General features: G+C 59.4%; 20 protein-coding genes. 5 read left to right on the forward strand and 15 right to left on the reverse strand.

Features of this window, described 5'->3' with window-relative positions:
• Positions 1-71 precede the first annotated feature (71 nt).
• The 6 genes from CCGE525_RS12320 to CCGE525_RS12345 all read right to left on the reverse strand — a co-directional run bounded on the left by CCGE525_RS12320 (position 72) and on the right by CCGE525_RS12345 (position 6,764).
• Positions 72-818, reverse strand: a complete 747-nt coding sequence (locus CCGE525_RS12320; RefSeq protein WP_120704508.1) for an amidohydrolase family protein — start codon at positions 816-818, stop codon at positions 72-74.
• Positions 815-1,927 (reverse strand): endonuclease/exonuclease/phosphatase family protein, encoded by a 1,113-nt coding sequence (locus CCGE525_RS12325; protein WP_120704509.1) that lies wholly within the window; start codon positions 1,925-1,927, stop codon positions 815-817. The genes CCGE525_RS12320 and CCGE525_RS12325 overlap by 4 nt, the downstream gene beginning before the upstream one ends.
• A 42-nt stretch (positions 1,928-1,969) precedes the next feature.
• Complete coding sequence (locus tag CCGE525_RS12330; RefSeq protein WP_120704510.1) at positions 1,970-2,965, reverse strand: isopenicillin N synthase family dioxygenase; 996 nt, start codon at positions 2,963-2,965, stop codon at positions 1,970-1,972.
• Positions 2,966-3,052: 87 nt separating this feature from the next.
• Entirely contained in the window at positions 3,053-4,084 is a 1,032-nt protein-coding gene (locus tag CCGE525_RS12335; protein WP_120704511.1) for an ABC transporter ATP-binding protein, read from the reverse strand.
• A complete protein-coding gene (locus CCGE525_RS12340) occupies positions 4,072-5,766 on the reverse strand; it encodes an ABC transporter permease (protein ID WP_120704512.1) in 1,695 nt (564 codons plus the stop codon). Before CCGE525_RS12340 ends, CCGE525_RS12335 begins: the two co-directional genes overlap by 13 nt.
• Before the next feature lie 17 nt (positions 5,767-5,783).
• Positions 5,784-6,764 (reverse strand): ABC transporter substrate-binding protein, encoded by a 981-nt coding sequence (locus tag CCGE525_RS12345; RefSeq protein WP_120704513.1) that lies wholly within the window; start codon positions 6,762-6,764, stop codon positions 5,784-5,786.
• A gap of 173 nt (positions 6,765-6,937) precedes the next feature.
• Here CCGE525_RS12345 and CCGE525_RS12350 point away from each other — a divergent pair, with 173 nt between their 5' ends.
• On the forward strand, positions 6,938-7,996 hold the full coding sequence (locus CCGE525_RS12350; RefSeq protein WP_120704514.1) for an aldo/keto reductase: 1,059 nt from the start codon (positions 6,938-6,940) through the stop codon (positions 7,994-7,996).
• A gap of 162 nt (positions 7,997-8,158) precedes the next feature.
• On the opposite strand, the gene CCGE525_RS12355 is transcribed toward CCGE525_RS12350, so the two are convergent.
• The 3 genes from CCGE525_RS12355 to CCGE525_RS12365 form a co-directional block, all read right to left on the reverse strand.
• Positions 8,159-9,388, reverse strand: coding sequence for an aminotransferase-like domain-containing protein (locus CCGE525_RS12355; protein WP_120704515.1), 1,230 nt, complete (start codon positions 9,386-9,388; stop codon positions 8,159-8,161).
• Positions 9,389-9,474: 86 nt separating this feature from the next.
• Positions 9,475-9,882 carry a type II toxin-antitoxin system VapC family toxin gene (locus CCGE525_RS12360; protein ID WP_205587390.1) on the reverse strand — a complete coding sequence of 136 codons (408 nt, stop codon included), beginning with the start codon at positions 9,880-9,882 and terminating at the stop codon, positions 9,475-9,477.
• 9 nt (positions 9,883-9,891) lie between these two features.
• Complete coding sequence (locus CCGE525_RS12365) at positions 9,892-10,152, reverse strand: type II toxin-antitoxin system Phd/YefM family antitoxin (protein WP_120704517.1); 261 nt, start codon at positions 10,150-10,152, stop codon at positions 9,892-9,894.
• A gap of 172 nt (positions 10,153-10,324) precedes the next feature.
• Here CCGE525_RS12365 and CCGE525_RS12370 point away from each other — a divergent pair, with 172 nt between their 5' ends.
• A complete protein-coding gene (locus CCGE525_RS12370; RefSeq protein WP_120704518.1) occupies positions 10,325-10,912 on the forward strand; it encodes a class I SAM-dependent DNA methyltransferase in 588 nt (195 codons plus the stop codon).
• A gap of 81 nt (positions 10,913-10,993) precedes the next feature.
• Here the strand turns inward: CCGE525_RS12370 and ilvC are convergent, their stop codons facing one another.
• From ilvC to CCGE525_RS12385, 3 genes are all read right to left on the reverse strand, one after another.
• Positions 10,994-12,013 (reverse strand): ketol-acid reductoisomerase, encoded by a 1,020-nt coding sequence (gene ilvC / locus CCGE525_RS12375; protein ID WP_120704519.1) that lies wholly within the window; start codon positions 12,011-12,013, stop codon positions 10,994-10,996.
• A gap of 44 nt (positions 12,014-12,057) precedes the next feature.
• Complete coding sequence (locus tag CCGE525_RS12380; protein WP_120706386.1) at positions 12,058-12,708, reverse strand: TetR/AcrR family transcriptional regulator; 651 nt, start codon at positions 12,706-12,708, stop codon at positions 12,058-12,060.
• Between the two features lie 114 nt (positions 12,709-12,822).
• Positions 12,823-13,731 (reverse strand): AraC family transcriptional regulator, encoded by a 909-nt coding sequence (locus CCGE525_RS12385; protein WP_120704520.1) that lies wholly within the window; start codon positions 13,729-13,731, stop codon positions 12,823-12,825.
• A 198-nt stretch (positions 13,732-13,929) separates the two neighbouring features.
• On the opposite strand from CCGE525_RS12385, the gene CCGE525_RS12390 reads away from it, so the two are divergent.
• Complete coding sequence (locus CCGE525_RS12390) at positions 13,930-14,973, forward strand: NAD(P)-dependent alcohol dehydrogenase (protein ID WP_120704521.1); 1,044 nt, start codon at positions 13,930-13,932, stop codon at positions 14,971-14,973.
• A 52-nt stretch (positions 14,974-15,025) separates the two neighbouring features.
• Here CCGE525_RS12390 and CCGE525_RS12395 read toward each other — a convergent pair whose 3' ends face one another.
• The 3 genes from CCGE525_RS12395 to CCGE525_RS12405 all read right to left on the reverse strand — a co-directional run bounded on the left by CCGE525_RS12395 (position 15,026) and on the right by CCGE525_RS12405 (position 18,235).
• The gene (locus CCGE525_RS12395; RefSeq protein ID WP_120706387.1) at positions 15,026-16,288 is read right to left on the reverse strand and encodes an NAD(P)/FAD-dependent oxidoreductase; all 1,263 of its coding nucleotides are present in this window, start codon (positions 16,286-16,288) and stop codon (positions 15,026-15,028) included.
• A gap of 137 nt (positions 16,289-16,425) precedes the next feature.
• Positions 16,426-17,454, reverse strand: a complete 1,029-nt coding sequence (locus tag CCGE525_RS12400) for an Lnb N-terminal periplasmic domain-containing protein (RefSeq protein ID WP_120704522.1) — start codon at positions 17,452-17,454, stop codon at positions 16,426-16,428.
• Positions 17,455-17,770: 316 nt separating this feature from the next.
• Positions 17,771-18,235 carry an Lrp/AsnC family transcriptional regulator gene (locus CCGE525_RS12405; protein ID WP_120704523.1) on the reverse strand — a complete coding sequence of 155 codons (465 nt, stop codon included), beginning with the start codon at positions 18,233-18,235 and terminating at the stop codon, positions 17,771-17,773.
• Positions 18,236-18,395: 160 nt separating this feature from the next.
• Between CCGE525_RS12405 and CCGE525_RS12410 the strand changes: the two genes are divergently transcribed.
• Both CCGE525_RS12410 and CCGE525_RS12415 read left to right on the forward strand, forming a co-directional pair.
• Positions 18,396-19,115 (forward strand): aspartate/glutamate racemase family protein, encoded by a 720-nt coding sequence (locus CCGE525_RS12410; RefSeq protein ID WP_120704524.1) that lies wholly within the window; start codon positions 18,396-18,398, stop codon positions 19,113-19,115.
• A gap of 74 nt (positions 19,116-19,189) precedes the next feature.
• Complete coding sequence (locus CCGE525_RS12415; protein ID WP_120704525.1) at positions 19,190-20,119, forward strand: bifunctional helix-turn-helix transcriptional regulator/GNAT family N-acetyltransferase; 930 nt, start codon at positions 19,190-19,192, stop codon at positions 20,117-20,119.
• Positions 20,120-20,238: the final 119 nt, after the last annotated feature.

Raw genomic sequence — 20,238 nt, forward strand, 5'->3', positions numbered from 1 at the left:
TTACATGACTCTGGACTGCACAACCCTGCTCAACCATTCATAATCGCAACGCATTTGCGCGCAAGCTAAAGCTACTCAGGGCGATCGAAGAACCACGCTAGGATGGGCGGCATCGCCGAACTGTAATGATGCGCGGCAGGATCGGCCGAATGGATGGCAACCGCGCCGTCGATCTCCTTTTCCTCGTCCACCAGCATATGCGCCCTGATCCGCTCCAGCATCTCCTCCGCTGTCCAGGGAAAGCGGAAGACGCGGAACAGGGTGAGGGAGAGGTTCGTATGCGTGGCGTAATAGCCCGGCTCGGCAGTCGCGTCATGAAGATCGAGGCCGGTTTCCTCCAACACTTCGCGGCGCATATTGCCCTCGATATCGCAGCGCCCGTCGACGATATCGTTTTCATCCATCGAACCCGCTGCGCAATAGACTTGGCCGGGATTGGCGGTGTGCTGAGCCATGCGGATGGCGATGATCGCGCCATCGGAGGAAACGGCGACCGGAAAGGCGAAGACATGGAAACCGCCCTGCCGTTCCCTTTGTTTGCGCCACCAGAGGAATGTGGAAAACGGCGTAATATATGCTTCGCCTTCCACCGCCTCCTCGCTGACCGATAGACGATGCTGAAAGATCATGCGGCCATCGTAAAGTGCGGGATTGGCAGCGATCTCCCTCTTCCAATTCTCCTGCGCCGCCTCGGCCTCGCTGAGATGAAAGGGGTGATCGCCGGCAATCACGGTGAGATCGATGCGGGCGACCGGGAATACTGTGTTTTCCGGCGGCCAATCGGCCTTGTCGTTTAGCAGTTTGAAAGCGGTGGTCATAATAGATCCAATGTCATGACGACGGGGCAATGATCGGAAGCCTTCGGCCTGTCCCAGCCGGTGCGCGGATAACGTTCTACCTCTTGTCCGGGCGGAAATATGGTGCGAAAGGGCTGCCCGGAACGAACGATGTCAGGCACGCGCGTGGCGTTGGCCTGCGCCAGGGCCGGAGACAGCCAGATGTAGTCGAGCTGGCAGAGCCACTGCTCCTGCGGCCCGCGGGCGTGATAGAGCGTCCAGCGGTCCAACACATCGCGGCGGCGCATGATGTTTTCAGCGAAGCCATCTTCACTAAAGACATCGAGCGCGCTGCTCTTTTCATCCTGATGCTTGAAGCGATAGCCGGTATGGCGCGTGCCGATGACGTCGACGCGCTCCTGATAGTCGTTCATATCGCCGCAAATGGCGAAATTCTTCCTCGCCGTATGACCGGCGCCAAAACGGTTCTCGATGATGCGGCGCACGGCCCGCGTCTCGGCGCGGCGAATGGGCATGGTCGAATGGCGCCCATCCAGGCCTTCCCGCATCGGTCCCATCGACTTCAGATGCACGACATACAAGGAAAGCGGTACGCCACCGATGGTCAAATCCAGCTCGAGGCAATCACGCTTGAAGATCTTATCGTCCTGATGAAGGCCAAGCGCACCGAGTTCGTCGTTGAAAAGATCGAAATCGCGATATGTCACCATGGCGTGACTTTTGATGTCCTTCAGCACGATCGGCTGGCCGTCGCGGGTCCCCTCGCGCATCATCACGGCCACATCGATACCTCTGGCGTCATTGCCTTCGATCAGGAATTTCTGCCGGTAGCCGTTGCCGACCATGCGGTAGAGATAGCCGTATTCGAAGGCCTGCAGCGCCGCCATGTTATCGACTTCCTGCAGGCAAACAATGTCGGCATCCGCATCGGCGATCGCAAGCGCCGTCATCTGCCTCGTGTCGTCGGTGGCCGCCACCACGCGCGCCGCTTCGAGCTGCTGGTAGATGGCTTCGTTCTGCACATCAAACAGCTTCAGCACGCGGTCCTGGCGCAACTGATTGCGGAAACCGGTGTAATCGAAACGCGTCAACAGATTTTCGACATTGAAGGTGGCGAGGCGGAGCGACATCTAGCATTCCGGTTTGTGGAGAAATGAGCCGGCCCGCCCAAATCAGTTGGTCTTGGCAGTGACGGTCGATTTGAACTTGCCCATGAGATAGGGGCCGGAAAGAACAGGGGGATATTTCGGTTCCTCGCCCGACGGAAGGCAGGACAGCAGGCAGGCGATCTCGGCAAACCAGTTCGGCTGATGGAAAAACGCCAGCGACTGTCGCCGTTGCATGCCGCCCTCGTCCGGCGGCGGATTGACGACGCGATGCACCGTCGAGACCCAGCGATCATTGGTCCAAAGCGCCATCAGGTCACCGATATTGATGACGAAAGCGCCGGGTACCGGAGGCACCGGCGTCCACTGGCCGTCCGGCGCGACGATCTCCAGTCCCTTGGACCCCGGCTGCGGCAGCAGGATCGTCAGGCTGCCATAGTCGGTATGCGCGCCGGCGCGCAATTGGCCCGGCTGCGGTGCGACACGCTGCTCCGGATAATTCAGCGCCCGGAGCGCGCTGATCGGCGCATCGACATAACTGTCGAAGAAATGCTCGTCGAGACCAAGTGCGGTGGCAAAGACCCGCATGATGCGCGCCGCCAGATCCTCCATCGAACGGTAATAGGCCTTCCATGCATCCGCAAATCCTTCCGGGCCATCCGGCCAGATGGTGGCGGCATAGCAGAAGCCGAGCGCTTCCGGGTCGGTCATGCCGGCCGGCACAGCAAGCGGTCCACCGTTGAAACTCTCCTTGAGATCGGGCGGCGTGTCGACGTTACGCGATTTCGCCAATGCTTCGGTACCGGGGCCGAGATAGCCATAGGGGTATCCGGGATAAGGCGCCTTCGCCCGTTGCTTGACGTCGGCGGCCCGATCAAAAAATGCGTGAGTCTTTGCCCACACGGCCTCGATCACAGCCTCATCGACACCATGATTGGCAATCGCCAGAAAGCCGGTCGAACGGCAGATTTCGTCGACCTCAGCGCCAAGCCGCTTCTTCCCTTCATCGTCGGCCGCCTCGAAAGCGCCGAGATCGAAAATCGGGAAGCTCTGATCGAACATGGCGCGACTCCCATTCGTGACATTGGGCAACTCAAGCACAGGTGCAAGCTGCGAACAACCGTCTTATCTCTCCGCCCACTACGCCGATCACAGTCGCCATGCCGACCGAATTGCGACCGCATAGACATCGCCTGGTTTCACCGCTTCGCGGCTATAGGCCCTCAGCATCTGACCATCCGGCAGCGACAGCCGCAGCGCGTAGCGTTCGCCCTCGTAAAGAACGGCGTCCACCTTGCAGGAAATGCCATCGGCATCGGCAACAACGTCTTCGGGCCGTACGAGGATGTCCGCATGCACCGCCTTGCCCCCCTGCTCTCTCCAGATCATCTTCAGCGTCGTCCAATCGATAAGCCGCGGCTTACCGTCCGGGACGCCAAGCGACAGGATCGCACCCTGCCCCACCAATCCGCCGACCAGCCGGCCCTCCGGCCGGGCATAGATCTCCGCCGGCGCCGCGACCTGCAGCAGCCGTCCCTCGGACATGACGGCGACATCGGTCGCCAGAGCCATGGCCTCGCTCTGATCATGCGTGACATAGACCATGGTGGCGCCGGAGCGCTGATGGAATTCGCGGAAGGTCTCTTCCATTTCCTTCTTCAGGTGGCGGTCGAGATTGGCGAGAGGCTCGTCCAACAGCACGACGTCGGGCGACGTCACCAGGCAGCGTGCCAGTGCTACGCGCTGACGCTGTCCGCCAGAAAGATCCGCAGGCCGCCATTCGGCATAGTCTTCCAGCCGTACGGTCGACAGCGCCTCACGCACCTTCTGGCGATAGCGCTCGCCGGAAATGCCGCGCACTTTGAGGGGGTAACCCACATTGTCTGCAACGTTCATATGCGGCCAGAGCGCGTAGGATTGGAATACCATCGCCATGTTGCGCCGCTCCGGCGGTAACATCTTGGCGGCATCTGCCAGCAGGCGTTCACCGAGATGGATCGAACCATCCGTCGGCTGCTCGAATCCGGCGATCATTCTCAGCACTGTGGTCTTGCCGCAACCGGACGGCCCGAGCAGTGCCAGGAAACCGCCTTCGCGAACCTCCAGCGACAGCGCCTTGACAGCCGGGCGACCGCCCGTGCCGAAATCCTTGCTGACGTGATTGAGGATCAGCTTCGCCACGGCACCACTCCTTTCGGCAGGCGCTTGGCCAGGATTTCCAAGAGCAGCATCATGGTGACGACCATGGCGATGACGATGACCGACATGGCGGAGGCAAGATCAGCGCTGCCGCCATCGTCGAGGTTGTAGATGACCACGCCGAGCGTCTGCGTGCCCGCCGACCAGAGCAAGGCGGAAACGGTCAGCTCGTTGCAGGCGATGAGGAAGACCAGAATTACCGACGCGCCCGCCGCCGGTGCGATCAGCGGTACGATGATATCGGCCAGGCGGCGGAAGAAGCCGGCGCCCGAGAGGCGCGCAGCCTCCTCCAATGCTGGATCGAGCTGCAGAAAGGCGCTCATTACCGGCTTGAGGCTGACGGCGAAATAGGCCGAGAAATAGGCGAGCAGAATGATCCAGATAGTGCCGTAGAGCGTGATGTTGAGGACGGGCAACGGTGCTGCGAAAACCAGGATGAAACAGACGGCGACGATGATCCCCGGCAGCGAATAGGGAATCTCGATCAATCCGCCGACGATCCGGCTCAGCATATCCTTGCGTCGCGTCAGACAGTAGGCGGCCAGGACAGTCACTGCCAGGAGACCAAGTGCCGTCATCCCGGCGAGGAACAAGGAATTGGAAAAGGCGACGCGCGTCACTGCCTGCCGAAAGAGGATTTCAGTAAAGGCATGCAAGGATGCCGTCTTGAAGGTCAGCGGCACACCATAGGCCGGCACCAGCGCGCCGGCGACCAGCGCGAAGAACGGCGCGACCAGCATGATGAACAGGATCGCCCAAAGCAGCGGCATGACGGCAAGACGCCAGCGGCCGAGCGCGAATGCGGCGGAAGCGCCGGAGAGGCCGATGACGCGATAATCCCGCCCCTTCAGGGCCTTGCCCTGTACCGCCAGGCCCGCAACCGAAATCACCGCGATCATCGCCGACAGCACGGCGATGTCACCGAAGGTGCGCGGGCCAAAGCTCGAGAATTTCGTGAAGATCAGCGTCGACAAGGTGAAGATCGAAGCTGGGATGCCGAGAATGGCGGGGATGCCGAAATTGCCGATCGACGAGACGAAGGCAATGGCGGCACCAGCAATGACACCGGGCAGTGACAGCGGCAGGATAATGTCGCGAAACACACGAAATCCCGAAGCGCCGGACAGCCTGGCCGCCTCGACGCCATCGCGCGGCAATGCCATCAGGCCAGCCCGGAGCGCCAGGTAGACCAGCGGCGCGTGCTGCACACCATAGAGCAGCGCTATACCGCCGACGGAATAAAGCGGCTGCGGCGAGCCGAGCGGCGGGGCGATGTGCAGCGCCTTCAACAGAGGGCTGGATGGACCCGACATCTGTACCCAGGCGAGCGCAGTTACCTGCGGCGGGATCATCATCGGCAGGACGAAGAGAAAGCCAAGCGGCCCGCTGCCCGGAATATCGGTCAAGGTTAGGAGGAAAGCGAAAAGGCAGCCGAGCAGCACGGAAATGACCGTACCTAACACGGCTGTCTCGACCGTGTACCAGGCTGCGCGCCAGAGGGCGGGATCGGAGATCAGTTCGTAGGCACCGCCACGCAGCAGCGCCTCGATCCCAGCCTGCGCCAGCCGCGCCAGTGGCAGCACGCTCAGCAGCATCACGATGGTAACGACAAAAGGAAACAGCCAGGCTGGCTGGCTGTTTCCCCTACGCACATATCCGTACATCGACCGTCCAGATTGGATCACTTCGATCCGTAGTAGGAAGAGAAGGTCTTCAGATCCTGGTCGGTATTCTTCAGAGCTTCGGCCGCATTCAACGGCAAAACCTTGATGCTGTCACGCGCCGGGAAACCTGCGGGCAACTGCATGCCGTTGCGGGCCGGAATATAGCCGAGCTTCAGGAAACCCTGCTGGCCTTTTTCGGACAGAGCATAGTCGACGAACTTCTTGGCGGCGTCGACATGCTTGGCACTGGCGAGGATACCGACCGGCTCGGTCACGGCCGAAACACCTTCGGTCGGGAAAACGAATTCCAGCGGCGCGCCCTTGGCCTTTTCGCGAATCGGCATGTAGTCGACGATCATGCCGTAAGCCTTCTCGCCGGAAGCGACGGCCTTCAGCACCGCGCCATTGCCACCGGAAGCGATTGCACCGTTGGCGGCAAGGTTCTTGTAGAAGTCCCAGCCGAGGCTGCCGACGCCGGCAAGCGTCTGTGCGTGAATGAGAGCAGCACCCGAAGCAAGCGGGCTCGGCATGGCAACGAGACCCTTGGCTTCCGGCTTGGTCAGATCCTGCCAGCTCGTCGGCTTCATCGAAGCGGCCGTGTTGTAGACGATGCCGGTGGTGATCAGCTTGGTGGAGTAGTAATAGCCGTCGGCGTCATAGAGAGCCGGGTCGTAATTCGCGGCTTCCGGCGATTTGTAGGCCATCAGTTTGCCGGCTTCCTTCAAGCGCTCCAGCGTCACCGTGTCGGCGATCAGGAGCACGTCGGCCACCGGAGCGCCAGCCTGCATTTCAGCCTGCAGCTTGGCAATGATCTGCGGGGTGCCGTCGCGAACCCAATCGACCTTGATGCCGGGATTGGCAGCCATGAAACCATCCACGGTTGCCTGCGCATCCTCGTTCGGCTGGCTGGTGTAGAGCACGAGATCGGCGGCAACGGCCGAGCCGGAGAAAAGGGCGACGGCCAGCAGGCCGGCTAAAGCAGAAACAAACGTTTTCATGAAGCGTCCTCGACGGGTTATCTGACGGGTTCCTTAGCCGGGCCGGTTAACATGATTGTGACAATTCGCAACTGTGGACCGAACCGTTCATACTATCATTCGACCTTGACCGCCGATGCCCCGCTCTATTTCCTAGCGCACGAATTTCAGGCCTGATTTTGGAGGGTAAATCTATGGAATATCGTCTGCTTGGCCGCTCCGGCCTCAAAGTTTCGACCATCACCATGGGCACCATGACCTTCGGCGGCGTCGGCTGGGCGAAGACCGTCGGCGATCTTGGCGTCAGCGAGGCGAAACGACTCGTCGACATGTGCCTCGATGCCGGCGTCAACCTGATCGACACTGCCGATGTCTACTCGCAAGGGGCCTCAGAAGAAATCCTCGGCGAGATCATCGGCGGCCGCCGCAAGAATGGCGTGCTGATTGCCACCAAGGCTCGCTTCTCGATGGGCCAGGGCGTCAACGATGCCGGCTCCTCTCGCCAGCACCTGATCCAGGCCTGCGAAGCCAGCCTGAAGCGCATGAAGACCGATGTTATCGATCTTTATCAGTTGCATGAATGGGACGGCCAGACGCCGCTCGAAGAAACGATGGAGGCACTCGACACGCTCGTCCGTCAGGGCAAAGTGCGTTATATCGGCTGCTCGAATTTTTCCGGCTGGCACATCATGAAGGCGCTCGGCGTCAGCGAGCGCGACAAGCGCGAACGCTTCGTCAGCCAACAGATCCACTACACGCTCGAAGCGCGTGACGCCGAATACGAGCTGCTGCCGGTCAGCATCGATCAAGGGCTCGGCGTCCTCGTCTGGAGCCCGATCGCCGGCGGCCTTCTCTCCGGCAAGCATCGCCGCAACCAGGCGACGCCGGAAGGCACCCGCCAGTTCGCGGGCTGGACGGAACCGCCGATCCGCGATGAGAACCGCCTGTGGAACATCGTCGATACGCTGGTGGAGATTGCCGATGGCCGTGGCGTCTCGGCCGCGCAAGTGGCACTCGCCTGGCTGATCGGCCGCAAGGGCGTAACCTCAGTTATCATCGGCGGCCGCACGGACGCGCAATTCAAGGACAATCTCGCCAGCGCCGAGCTGAAGCTGACGGAAGAAGAGCGCAAGCGCCTCGACGACGTGAGCCTGCCGCCGCTGCTTTATCCCTACTGGCACCAGCGCAATACCGCGAGCGACCGGCTCGGCGAGGCCGACCTGTCGCTCATCGCGCCGCATTTGGCAAAGTGAGAAACTCCTTCTCCCCTCGGGGAGAAGGTGCCCGAAGGGCGGATGAGGGGGACACCTCGCATCGCGGCAAGCGCAAGGCAATCCTTACGGTGCAACGCCCCCTCAGCCCGAGCTTCGCTCGACCTTCTCCCCGCTGGGGAGAAGGTAAAAATTGAAGGAAAACTAAGCCGCCATCGCCCCGATTTCGCTCGCGATCAACTTGCCGAGCCGCGAGATCCCCTGATCGATCATCTGATCATTGGCGCAGGAGAAGCTGACGCGGAAGGTGTTGGGGCCAGAGCCGTCGGCGAAGAAAGCCTGGCCAGGCACGAAGGCCACCTTCGCCGTCTCCAGCGATTTTGCCAGCAGTTTTGCCCCGTCCATGCCCTTCGGCAGGGTGATCCAGACGAACATGCCGCCCTCGGGCTTCGTCCAGCTCGTACCTTCAGGCATATATTTCGCAAGCGCGGCCAGCATACAATCGCGGCGATGGCTGTAGGTCTTGCGGATCTTGGCGACCTGCGCATCGAAGCCGCGTTCGGCGACCTGATGGATGGCAATCTGGTTGATGGTCGAGGAATGCAGGTCGGCCGCCTGCTTCATCAGCACCAATTTGCGAATGACCGGTGCATTGGCAACGACGAAACCAACACGAAGACCCGGCGCCAAAGTCTTGGAAAAGCTGCCGCAATAGATCGTCCGTGTATCGTTGATATTGCCCTTGCGGGCAATTTCCAGCGCCAGGATCGGCGGGATCGCCTCACCGTCATAACGTAGCGACTGATAGGCGGCGTCTTCGATGATGGCGATATCCAGCTCGTCGGCGAGATCGATCAGCTTTTCGCGAGAAGCGAGATCGACAGTCTCACCGGTCGGATTGGCGAAATCGGCGGAGAGATAGGCGAATTTCACCTTGCCGCCCGCCTGCTCGGCCGCCGCGCGGTAGGAGGCCGGCGTGCGGTTGCCGTTCGGGGTGAGCTGATCATAGGTCGGCTCATAGGCATTGAAGGCCTGCAACGCGCCGAGATAGGTCGGCGCGGTGACGAGTGCCGTGTCCTTCGGCGACAGGAAAAGCTTACCGAGATAATCGAGACCCTGTTGCGAACCGGAAACGATGAAGACGTTTTCGAGTTCGCAGGGAACACCAAGCGCCACCATCTGGCTGACCAGCCATTCGCGCAGCGGCTTGTAGCCCTCACTGACCGAATATTGCAGCGCCGCATTGACGGCCGGACCGGAAAAGATGTCCGCATAAGCCTGCTTGAATTCCTGGTCCGGAAACAGAGCCGGATCGGGAATGCCGCCGGCGAACGAGATGATGTCCGGACGCTCCAGCAGTTTCAGCAATTCGCGGATTTCGGAGGCACGCATACGGCTCGAGCGCGTCGCAAAGATATTTTCCCAATTCAACACGGGGATTCCTCGTAATTTTTAGTCTTTCCGCCACAAGATCACGCAACAAACGATAAGTCAATAATGCTGACCTATTTTGTGCGCTCTCAAGAAGATTTATAGTCGAAAGGGTTGAGAACAGTGACGGGAAAGGTCGAGAAATCGACGACATCCCGTGAAACGATAGTGAGATTATGAACCGATGCGGTCGCCGCGATCATTGCATCGGCAATCAGCGTCGGCGATTTGCAATGCATGAATTGCGCCCATCGGATCATGCATTCCGCGTCTAAGGAAATGACTCGAATTCCAAGCTTTAGACTATCCAGCCAACGCGTGAGTTCACTTGCTTTCTGCGGATCGGTTTCCCTAGTCAGTTCAATGCCGCGCTGGATCTCACCGATAGTAATGGCTGAAATTGCAAGATCGCCATCCCCAACGGTGCCTATCCAAGCAAGTACCGCACCATGAGGTTTCATCCTGCGTAGTTCGGAGACCACGTTCGTATCGAGCAAGTACAACTATCAACCCTCGCTCAGATTGATATCTCGCCATACCCATTCCTTGCGCGACGGGATATCGAGTTCGAATCTCGGTTCAGGCGCTAGGAGGACTTCTTTGGCTGATGGCTTTGCGCGCCTGTTCAATGCCTCCCATTCAGAAACGGAAATAAGCACCGCTTTGGGTTCGCCTCTTTTCGAAACGAGCTGCGGTCCCTCTTCCAAAGAGGCATCGAGCATCTCACTGAATTTCGCTTTCGCGTCTTGAACTGGCCATTGCCGCATAACACGCTCCCTCTGACTAGTTTTAAGACTAGTTACTTTTATAGCCCGTTCAAGCTCTAATTTCGCGTACAATCCTGCTATTCTAACAATTGGGCCTTGATGCGAGCGCAAAGGGCAGCAGTATTCGAGATAGAACTGCGATTAGTATGCCCTCAACCGAGCTGAAATCCCTATGACGACCGACGACCACACATCCTCTTTTTACGACGAAAACGCTGCCACCTATGCGGTGCGCGACCGCAGCCTGCCGCAGCGTCGGCTCGATGCCTTTCTGAATGCCCTCCCCGCCGGCGCGTCGATTCTCGAGCTTGGTTGCGGCGGCGGTCAGGACGCAGCCTATATGGTCGCGCAGGGCTTCAACGTCACGCCCATGGATGGTTCGGCGGAAATGGCCAGGCAGGCGGAAAAGTTGCTCGGAAAGCCGGTGATCGTTCGCAGGTTCGAAGAGCTGGAGGATGACCAAGCCTATGACGGTATTTGGGCCGAAGCATCCCTGCTGCATGTGCAACGATCGGATCTTCCGGAGATATTCAACCGTGTCCACAAAGCCCTGAAGAACGACGGCATATTTCACGCCGAGGGTTACGACAGCTTCGGCCGGTACTACAACTACCTTTCGGCCGACTGGCTGAACGATCTGCTGATCTCGACTGGCTGGGAAGAGATTTCACTCAACGAAACCGACGGTAGCGGCTATGATGGCAAGCCGACGAAATGGCTGCGGATGAGAGCCAGCAAAAGCATTTCATCGGCTACTTGAGCCGTAAACATCTTGAAACGTTCAGGGCCCGGGAAGTCTCCCTCCCCGGCCCTTCTCATTGCGGTATAGACCCGAAAAAGCTTAGTTGACGCTCTTGTCGACCAGCTTGTTCTTGCCGATCCAGGGCATCATGCCGCGCAGCTTTGAGCCGACTTCTTCGATCTGATGGCTGTCATTGTTACGGCGGATGCCCTTGAAGCGGGCGGCACCCGAGCGATATTCCTGCATCCATTCCGAGGTGAACTTGCCGGTCTGGATGTCCTTCAGGACACGCTTCATCTCAGCCTTCGTCTCAGCCGTGATGATGCGCGGGCCGGAGACGTATTCGCCCCATTCGGCCGTGTTGGAGATCGAGTAATTCATGTTGGCGATGCCGCCTTCATAGATCAGGTCGACAATCAGCTTTACTTCGTGCAGGCATTCGAAATAGGCCATTTCCGGTGCATAACCGGCTTCGACGAGGGTTTCGAAGCCAGCGCGGATCAGCTCGACGAGACCGCCGCAGAGAACGACCTGCTCGCCGAAGAGATCGGTTTCGCATTCTTCGCGGAAGTTGGTTTCGATGATGCCCGAACGGCCGCCGCCGACGCCGCAAGCGTAGGAGAGAGCGAGTTCAAGGGCGTTACCGGAAGCGTTCTGGTGAACGGCAACGAGGCAGGGAACGCCGCCGCCCTTCTGATATTCGCCGCGAACCGTATGGCCCGGACCCTTCGGAGCGATCATGACGACATCGACCGAAGCCTTCGGCTCGATGAGGCCGAAGTGAACGTTGAGGCCGTGCGCGAAAGCGATCGCAGCGCCGTCACGGATATTCGGAGCGATTTCGGCCTTGTAGATGTCGGCCTGCAGTTCGTCCGGGGTCGCCATCATCATCAGGTCGGCCCAGGCAGCAGCTTCGGCAACGGTCATGACCTTGAAGCCATCGGCTTCGGCCTTCTTGGCAGTAGCCGAACCGGCCTTCAGCGCGATCGCAACGTTCTGCGCACCGCTGTCCTTCAGGTTCAGTGCATGGGCGCGGCCCTGCGAACCATAACCGATAACGGCGACCTTCTTCGACTTGATGAGGTTGAGATCGGCATCACGATCGTAATAGACGCGCATTGTTTGTCCTTCCCTTTGCTTGTCTGGGTACAGATTTCGAATTTTCAGACGGTCGCTGCCGCTTCCGCCAATACCTTTTCCGTGCCGTAAAGGGTGAGGAAGGCACTGACCGCCTTCTCCGCCTGACGGCTCGTATCCTTCAAACCAGGCTCGCCGAGCAGCATGCGAACGTGCAGATCGGAAACAATGAGCCCATAAAGAGTATGATAAGCCTCGTCGGCATTCATGAAGCGCAGCAGCCCTGCCCGCTTGCCGGCGTCGATCAGCGCCATGGCACGGCGGTCGATCTGCCGGCGGCCGCGCTCGAGCAGAAGCTTGCCGAGCTTGGAGCCGTCGCGGTTGGATTGACCGATCGCCAGACGGTTCAACGCCAGCGATACGTCGCCGGCCAGGACTTCCAGAAGATCGCGGGCAAAAATGACGAGATGGTCGTGCAGGCTCGCCGCCGTCAGCCGCTCACCGTTGCGCTCGAATGTGCGCACCTTGCTGGCCTGATAGGCAATCATCGCCGACAGCAGGCCGTCGCGATCGCCGAACCATTTATAGAGACTTTCCTTGGAGCAATTGGCGGCGCGCGCGACGCCCGAGGTCGTCAGCGCCTTTTCGCCGCCATCGACAAGCAGCCGCAGCGCCTGCTCCAGAACGGCGTTCTGGCGCGGCGAAAACTCGCTCGACTGTCCTGCTTCGCTGAGCACGATGGCCACTCCCAAATGCGTACCGTACGGTACGGTTCGCAGCAGGTTATGACTGAGGGCGAGGCGAGCGTCAAGCGGAATTCGTTGCTGCACCGCGTCAATAAGGCGAATGGATTATTCTGCGGCAGCCGAACTCCGCATGCCCTCGACATCCCTCAAGGGCGGCAGGCCGTAGAGGCGGCTGTATTCGCGGCTGAACTGCGATGGGCTCTGATAACCGACACGATGGCCGGCGGACCCGACATCTAGCTGCTCCACGATCATCAATCGCCGCGCTTCATGGAGACGAAGCTGCTTCTGATATTGCATCGGCGACATCGCAGTCACGGCTTTGAAATGATGATGCAGCGACGAAACGCTCATGCCGACCCGCTCCGCCAGCTCTTCGATGCGCAGCGGCTGGGTGAAGTTGTTGCGCAGCCAGGTGACGGCGCGCGCCACTCTGTTGCTCTGGCTCTCCGCCATCGCGACCTGCAACAGCCGAGGACCGTTCGGACCGGTCAGCAGGCGATAAAGGATCTCCTGCTCAATCAATGGCGCCATGGCCGGAATATCCTCCGGGCGATCTAGCAGTCTGAGCAGCCGTAATGAGGCATCGAGCAGTTCCGGCGATGCTGCATTGACCGCGAGCCCACGCATAGGTTCCGCCGTGATCGCGTGGCGCGGGATATCGACGCGCGACAACAGCTCATTCAGACGTTCACTGTCGAGCGCCATACCGAAGCAAAGATAGGGAGTTTCATTGCGGACATTGGTGACTTGCGTCGATACAGGCAGGTCGAGGGCGGTCAGAATATACTCGCCGACACCGTAATGGTACGTATCGGCGCCGACCGTAAGGCTCTTACGCCCCTGAACCACAACGGCATAGGAGGGTCGATAAGCCCCGTGCTGCCACACGGTCACTGCCGACTGGCGGTATAGATTGAGACCGTCAATCGGTGTGCGATGTTCTCCATCCCCCGCGGCGAAACGTGCAACGATGGAGGCGAGTTCCTGATTGGGATTGAAAGCCAGAGTCATGCGCAACCGATTGTTTTGAGAGCGTGTCGAGGCTTATCTAGGTGACCTCATCCGTCTGCAAAAGAGCCGCTGCCAATTTAGATTCGCAGGATCGTACATAAAGCTTGCAGGATCGCTCTAACGCTTAGGCCTCGTCCCGATGCATAGTCCAGCGTCTCAATTCCACTCCCAACCCATCCCAAGGATAAGGAACCTCCCATGCCTATCGCAAAGGGTTATGCAGCAACCGACGCATCCAAACCGCTCACGCCGTTCACCTTCGAACGCCGTGATCCGAACGAGGATGATGTCGTCATCGCGATCAAATTCTCCGGCATCTGCCATTCCGACATTCATCAGGCTCGCAACGAATGGGGCAACGCAAAATATCCGATGGTACCGGGTCATGAGATCGCCGGCATCGTCAGCGCAGTCGGCTCGAAAGTGACCAAATTCAAGGTCGGCGACCGCGTCGGGGTCGGCTGCTTCGTCAATTCGTGCACTACTTGCGCCACCCGCGATCTCGACCTTGAACATTATATGCCTGGCGTGGTCCAGACCTACAACGACTTCGAAGCCGATGGCACGACGCCTACTTATGGCGGCTATTCGGATTCGATCGTCGTCAAGGAAGGCTACGTCCTCTCGATCCCCGAAAATCTTCCGCTCGACGCAGCAGCCCCGCTACTCTGCGCCGGCATCACGCTTTACTCGCCGCTGCACCACTGGAAGGCCGGCCCCGGCAAAAAGGTCGCCATCGTCGGCATGGGTGGCCTCGGCCATATGGGCGTCAAGATCGCCCATGCCATGGGCGCAGACGTTACCGTTCTCAGCCAGACCCTGTCGAAGAAGGAAGACGGTCTGCGCCTCGGCGCTGATCACTACTACGCGACGAGCGACGCCGAAACATTCAAGACGCTCGCTGGCACATTCGACCTCCTCATTATGACCGTTGGTATCGCCGTCGACTGGAACGCCTATCTCGGCCTGCTGAAGGTCGATGGTAGCATGGTCGTCGTCGGTGCCCCCGAGCACGCGGTCCCGGTCCATGCCTTCTCGCTGATTCCCGGCCGACGCAGCCTTTCCGGTTCCATGATCGGCTCGATCAAGGAAACCCAGGAAATGCTCGATTTCTGCGGCAGGCACAACATTGCCTCGGAGATAGAGGTGATCAATATCGATCAGGTCGACGAAGCCTATGAGCGCGTTCTGAAGAGCGACGTCCGCTACCGCTTCGTCATTGACATCGCATCGCTGGCGTAAGCGCTACGGCACAAGACTCACAGAAAAGGGCAGCCACGGTGGCTGCCCTTTTTCACTCCTCACGCATGGTTTCCCTCTGCGTGATCAGCCGAGCGCTGTGCTGACGGCTGATATAGATCCACAGCCAGCTCCAGGCGACGGCGAAGCGCCAGCGCGTGCCGATCAGGAAGTAGATATGGGCGAGGCCCCAGACCCACCAGGCGATCCAACCCCTGAGCTTGATCCAGCCGAAATCGATGATCGCGGCACTTTTGCCGATCGTCGCAAGACTTCCCTGATGATGATAGTGAAAAGGCCCCGGCGCCGGCTGGCCCAATAGCTTTGCCCTTGTCACCTTGGCGACGTAAGCGCCCTGCTGCTTGGCAGCCGGCGCGATGCCCGGCACGGGAGTGCCATCGTCGCGCATCACCGCCGCCGTGTCACCGATGACAAAGATATCCGGCTTGCCAGGCGCCCTCAATTCCTTGTCGACCACGACGCGGCCCGCGCGATCGGCGGGAGCGCCCAGCCATTCACCTGCCGGCGAAGCCTGTACGCCGGCGGCCCAGACGATCGTGCGGCTTGGCACGAAAGTCTCCCCGATCGTTACGCCCTCCTCGGTGCAGGATGTAACGGGCTTGCCGGTGCGGACTTCGACGCCCAGCTTTTCCAGCGCCTTGTGAGCATAGGCGGACAGCCCCTCGTCAAAGCTTGCGAGAACGCGCGGCCCGGCTTCGACAAGAATAATCCTGGCCTTGGTGGTATCGATATTGCGGAACTCCTTCGGGAGGGTCGTCCTGGCCAGCTCGGAGATGATGCCGGCCAGCTCTACGCCAGTCGGTCCGGCGCCGACGATGGTGAAGGTCAACAAAGCATCGCGGATGGCGGGATCGCTTTCCAACTCGGCCTGCTCGAAGGCCAGCAGAACGCGCCGGCGGATCGTCGTTGCGTCTTCGAGCGTCTTCAGCCCCGGCGCCACCGGTTCCCATTCGTCATGTCCGAAATAGGCATGGGTCGCGCCTGTCGCCAGCACAAGCGTGTCATATGCTATCGTCTCGCCGCCTTTCAGCGTCAGCCTATGTGCCTGGCTGTCGACACCGACGACTTCCGCCAGCAGTGTCGTCACCTCCGGCCGATCCCGGAAAAAGCTTCGGATCGGCCAGGCGATCTCGGACGTGGCGAGCAAGGTGGTGGCGACTTGATAGAGCAGCGGCTGGAACAGGTGATGGTTGCGCCGATCAATCAGCGTGATGCGGACCGGAGCTCCCTTGAGATCGTTGACGAGCTGCAAACCGCCAAACCCACCCCCGACGACGACAACGTGATGATCCTGCATGACGACACCCCGCATCTGTTTTATCTTCGCGAACGTAGGGTTGAAGACGACGGCCAACAACCGCCTTTTATGCATGGCACCTACGCGGGCACGCGAGCCCTTCCACGTACGATCAAGATAGGGGCGTCTCCTTCTATTTATCGCGGATCTTCTGGCGCTGGCGAAGGTACGCCGACGCGTATCGACTTCGAGAAGTTCGGCGACAATCCGTCGTCCCGAGCCCGCTGGTCGATATGAGCGACAGTTCTGAGCTCAGCGAGCGACACGGACGTATCCAACGCCCCGCGATCATAAGCGTAGTCAGGGAGATAGCCATTGACGATGAGGCGCCAGTCGAAGGGAATCCTGTCTCCAGCCACGCGTATCATCTTGACGACCGTCGTCGTGCAGTTGCTCGTGAGCGAGTTGTAGAATACCGGCGTTGCGGCAAGGGCGTTGGCGTCTGCAACATACTCGCGCAGGAGTGCTCGTGCCTGCTCCGGGGACGCTTTCAGGCGGTAGATCTGGACATCTTCGCCACGGAAGTTCGAACGGACGCCCACCACATCCCGTTCGTCTGCGGCGATGATCACCAGAGGATTGCTCTTGAATAAATCGGCGAGCGGCGAGAACGCACCTCCAGTCCGGCGCCGCACTTCGATCGACCACGGAAGCTGCTCACCGCCTTCGAAACCGAAGCTGAAAATCACGTGGGCAATCTCCGGCCCCGCCCAATAAGACATGAACAGGTCGACCGTCCGGACCTTGCTCATGTCGTAGGTACGCGTCGTCCATCGCTCGATGAAGTCTGTGCTGCTATGCCACTCGAAGTCCCGGACATTGGTCAGTGTCAACAGGTCGCCGTTGAATTCGCCTGTGACCTGTCGTGCGACATCGGGTGCCCACGAGGCGTCCTCGACGGGCTTGATCGTGTTCCACCAAACCAGGACAAGTGCGAACGCCGCTGCGAATGTGAGGATGGCTTTGAAACGCCAGGGGCCAAACAAAGCAGTGATCGTGAAAACCCCAAAAAGAGCGAATAGCCCGGCAGCAAAGCCTCTGGCGAATTCCGGAACGGGAAGGCGATACCACAATGCAAGCGAGGCCCATGTGACGGCCAAGGCTACGATGATTGCTAGTAGGACAGCCAGAACAGCCCAAGCTAAACGACGCAATCTAGTCTCCATCGGTCTGTGTCAGTTCGGTTGAGCAGGAAATCTGGAGGATCCTGCCTCACGCTAGCCGCTGGCATCAACAAACGCCACAAAGAGCTTGTTGCGACCGCAAGTTCAGACAGATCTTACTGTATGATACGGGTAATCGATCCTTCGAATGCATATTGTTGTGGCGCCGTGCGAGACGTAGCAACGCTTGGTAGCAAGGGTATTGATCTCAGCGAAATTGTTCACGGCGATGGCCGCTCCTAGCGCAAAGTTGCCGTCAGTGAGGCTTCGGAAGACTTGGTGGCACTTGTTACATTGTTCCGCAAACAACATCGCCTCACTATTCGGCATAGCCGACTGGGATCGTCACGCCGCTTTTCAACACTTCCATCGAGATAGACGCCGAAACGTCGAAGAGCTCCACTCGGCGCACGATCTTCTTGTAGATGACGTCGTAGTGCTCGACACGCGGCAACACGATTTTCAGGATGTAATCGTGATTGCCCGTCAGCCGATGCGCCTCGACGATCTCGGGAATGTCGCTGATTGCCTTCCGAAAAGTTTCAATCCATTCGTCGGCATGATGGGCGGTCTTGATCAGCGCATAGAGCGTGGTCGGCACGCCCATCTTTTCGCGGTCCAGCACGACGATGCGCTTGGCTATATGGCCGCTATCCTCCAGCCGTTGGATACGCCGTGAGCAAGCCGAAACCGAAAGCGCCACCCGGTCGGCGAGGTCCGTTACCGAAATACCGGCATCGGTCTGCAAAAGATCGAGAATCTTTCGGTCGCGTTCGTCAAGCATGAGCGCCTACCTCCATAATCACGCGGAAATTTTGCGTATCATCACATATAAGCGCAAAAATTTGCAACATGAACTCAAAGAAAGACAAAGATTGCAAACACGAAGCGGGTGAAATGTCTCAATATTCTGCTATTCCTAATCAAGAATGGAGAGCAGCAGCATGCGCACTATTGGCCTGATCGGCGGCATGAGTTTCGAGAGCTCGGCGGTTTATTATCGCCTTATCAATGAGATGGTTCGTGACAGGCTGGACGGCCTCGCCTCGGCCGAAGTGCTGATGTATTCCGTCAATTTCGAAGAGATCGTCGCCCTCCAGAAGGCCGGACGCTGGGACGATGCCGCTGCCCGTCTCGGCGATGCCGCGCACCGCCTGCAAACCGCCGGCGCCGAATGCGTGCTGATCTGCACCAACACCATGCACCTGATCGCTCCGGAAGTTGCCGCACGTGTCTCCATCCCGTTGATCCACATCATCGACGAGACAGCCGCCGCGCTGAAGGCCGCCGGTCGCGTCAAGCCGCTGCTGCTTGCCACGCGTTACACGATGGAGCACGGCTTCTACACCGATCGCATGGCCCGCAATGGCGTCTCCGTCATGGTGCCGGGCGCTGAAGACCGAACCGTGACCCACGACATCATCTTCAACGAACTCTGCGCCGGCGTCGTCAAGGACGAGTCGCGGCGGAAACTGATGGCGATCATCGAGCGAGCCAAAGCTGAAGGGGCCGACAGTGTCATCCTCGGCTGCACCGAGATCTGCCTGATCCTCGACCCGAACGCGCTGATCCTGCCGGGCTTCGACACGACGGCGATCCACGCACGGAGCGCCGTCGATTTCGCCCTTGGCGAGGAAAAGGCGAACGCTAGCCAGGCCGCTTAAATCAAGTCAAATTTACTTGACCGAGTCCAATAAATAATGGACATCGTCTCTCATATTGTCGGGAGATGATGTCCATGTTTGATGCTACGCAATTCGCGACGATCGACGCGGTCCGCGACTTTAATCGCTTTTATGCCAATTTCCTCGGCGTCCTGAACAAAGCCTATCTGGACAGCCCTTACGCCCTGACCGATGTCCGCGTGCTGTTCGAAATCGGTTCCCGTGGCGGCGTCGCCGCCTCAACGCTGACGCGTGAGCTGCATCTCGATCCCGCCTATCTCAGTCGCATTCTGAAACGCTTTCGCGAAGACGGCTTGATCGAAACCAAGCCCGATCCCGACGATCTGCGCAGCCAGATCATCACGGTCACCGACAAGGGACAAGGACAGTTCCATGAATTCGTCCGCCGCTCCCGCGCTGAGGTCGCCGGGCATTTCGATGCGCTGGCGATCGGTGAGCCGGAACGCGTTGTTGGGGCGATGCAAACGATTCAGGCCGTACTCAACTCAAGCGCCAATGCCATGCCCGCCGCCATCATCCGTGCCCATCGTCCCGGCGATATCGGCTGGATTGTGCAGAGTCAGGCGCGGTTCTATTGCGAAGAATTCGGTTGGGATATGCGTTTCGAAGGGCTGGTCGCCGAGGTCGCCGGCAAATTCCTCTCCAACTTCGATCCGCAGAAGGATCGATGCTGGATCGCCGAGCGGGGTGGACTGAATGTCGGCTCCGTCATGGTTGCCGACGGCGGCGACAGGATCGCAAAGCTCCGGCTGCTTTACGTCGACAAGACAGCACGCGGTCTCGGCCTCGGCAAGCTGCTGGTCGGCGAATGCATCCGCTTCGCCCGCAACGCCGGTTACCGTCAGCTTTCGCTATGGACCAACGACATCCTCGACACCGCCAGAGGCATCTATGTTCAGGCTGGGTTCCGGCTTGTCTCCGAGGAAAAGCACCGCATGTTCGGCCCGGAATTGAATGGCCAGACTTGGGTGCTGGATCTGTAGTCGCTCGCCTCCGGGCCACCTCGCCTTTCGAGGCTCCGGCCTTTCGGCCTACGCGCCTCAAGGTAACCCGCGAAGCAGGTGGCGACGAATATTCAAACATCACAATTATGTTGCGTCGC

Origin of the sequence: Rhizobium jaguaris, assembly GCF_003627755.1 — a bacterium.
Classification (GTDB): Bacteria; Pseudomonadota; Alphaproteobacteria; order Rhizobiales; family Rhizobiaceae; genus Rhizobium; species Rhizobium jaguaris.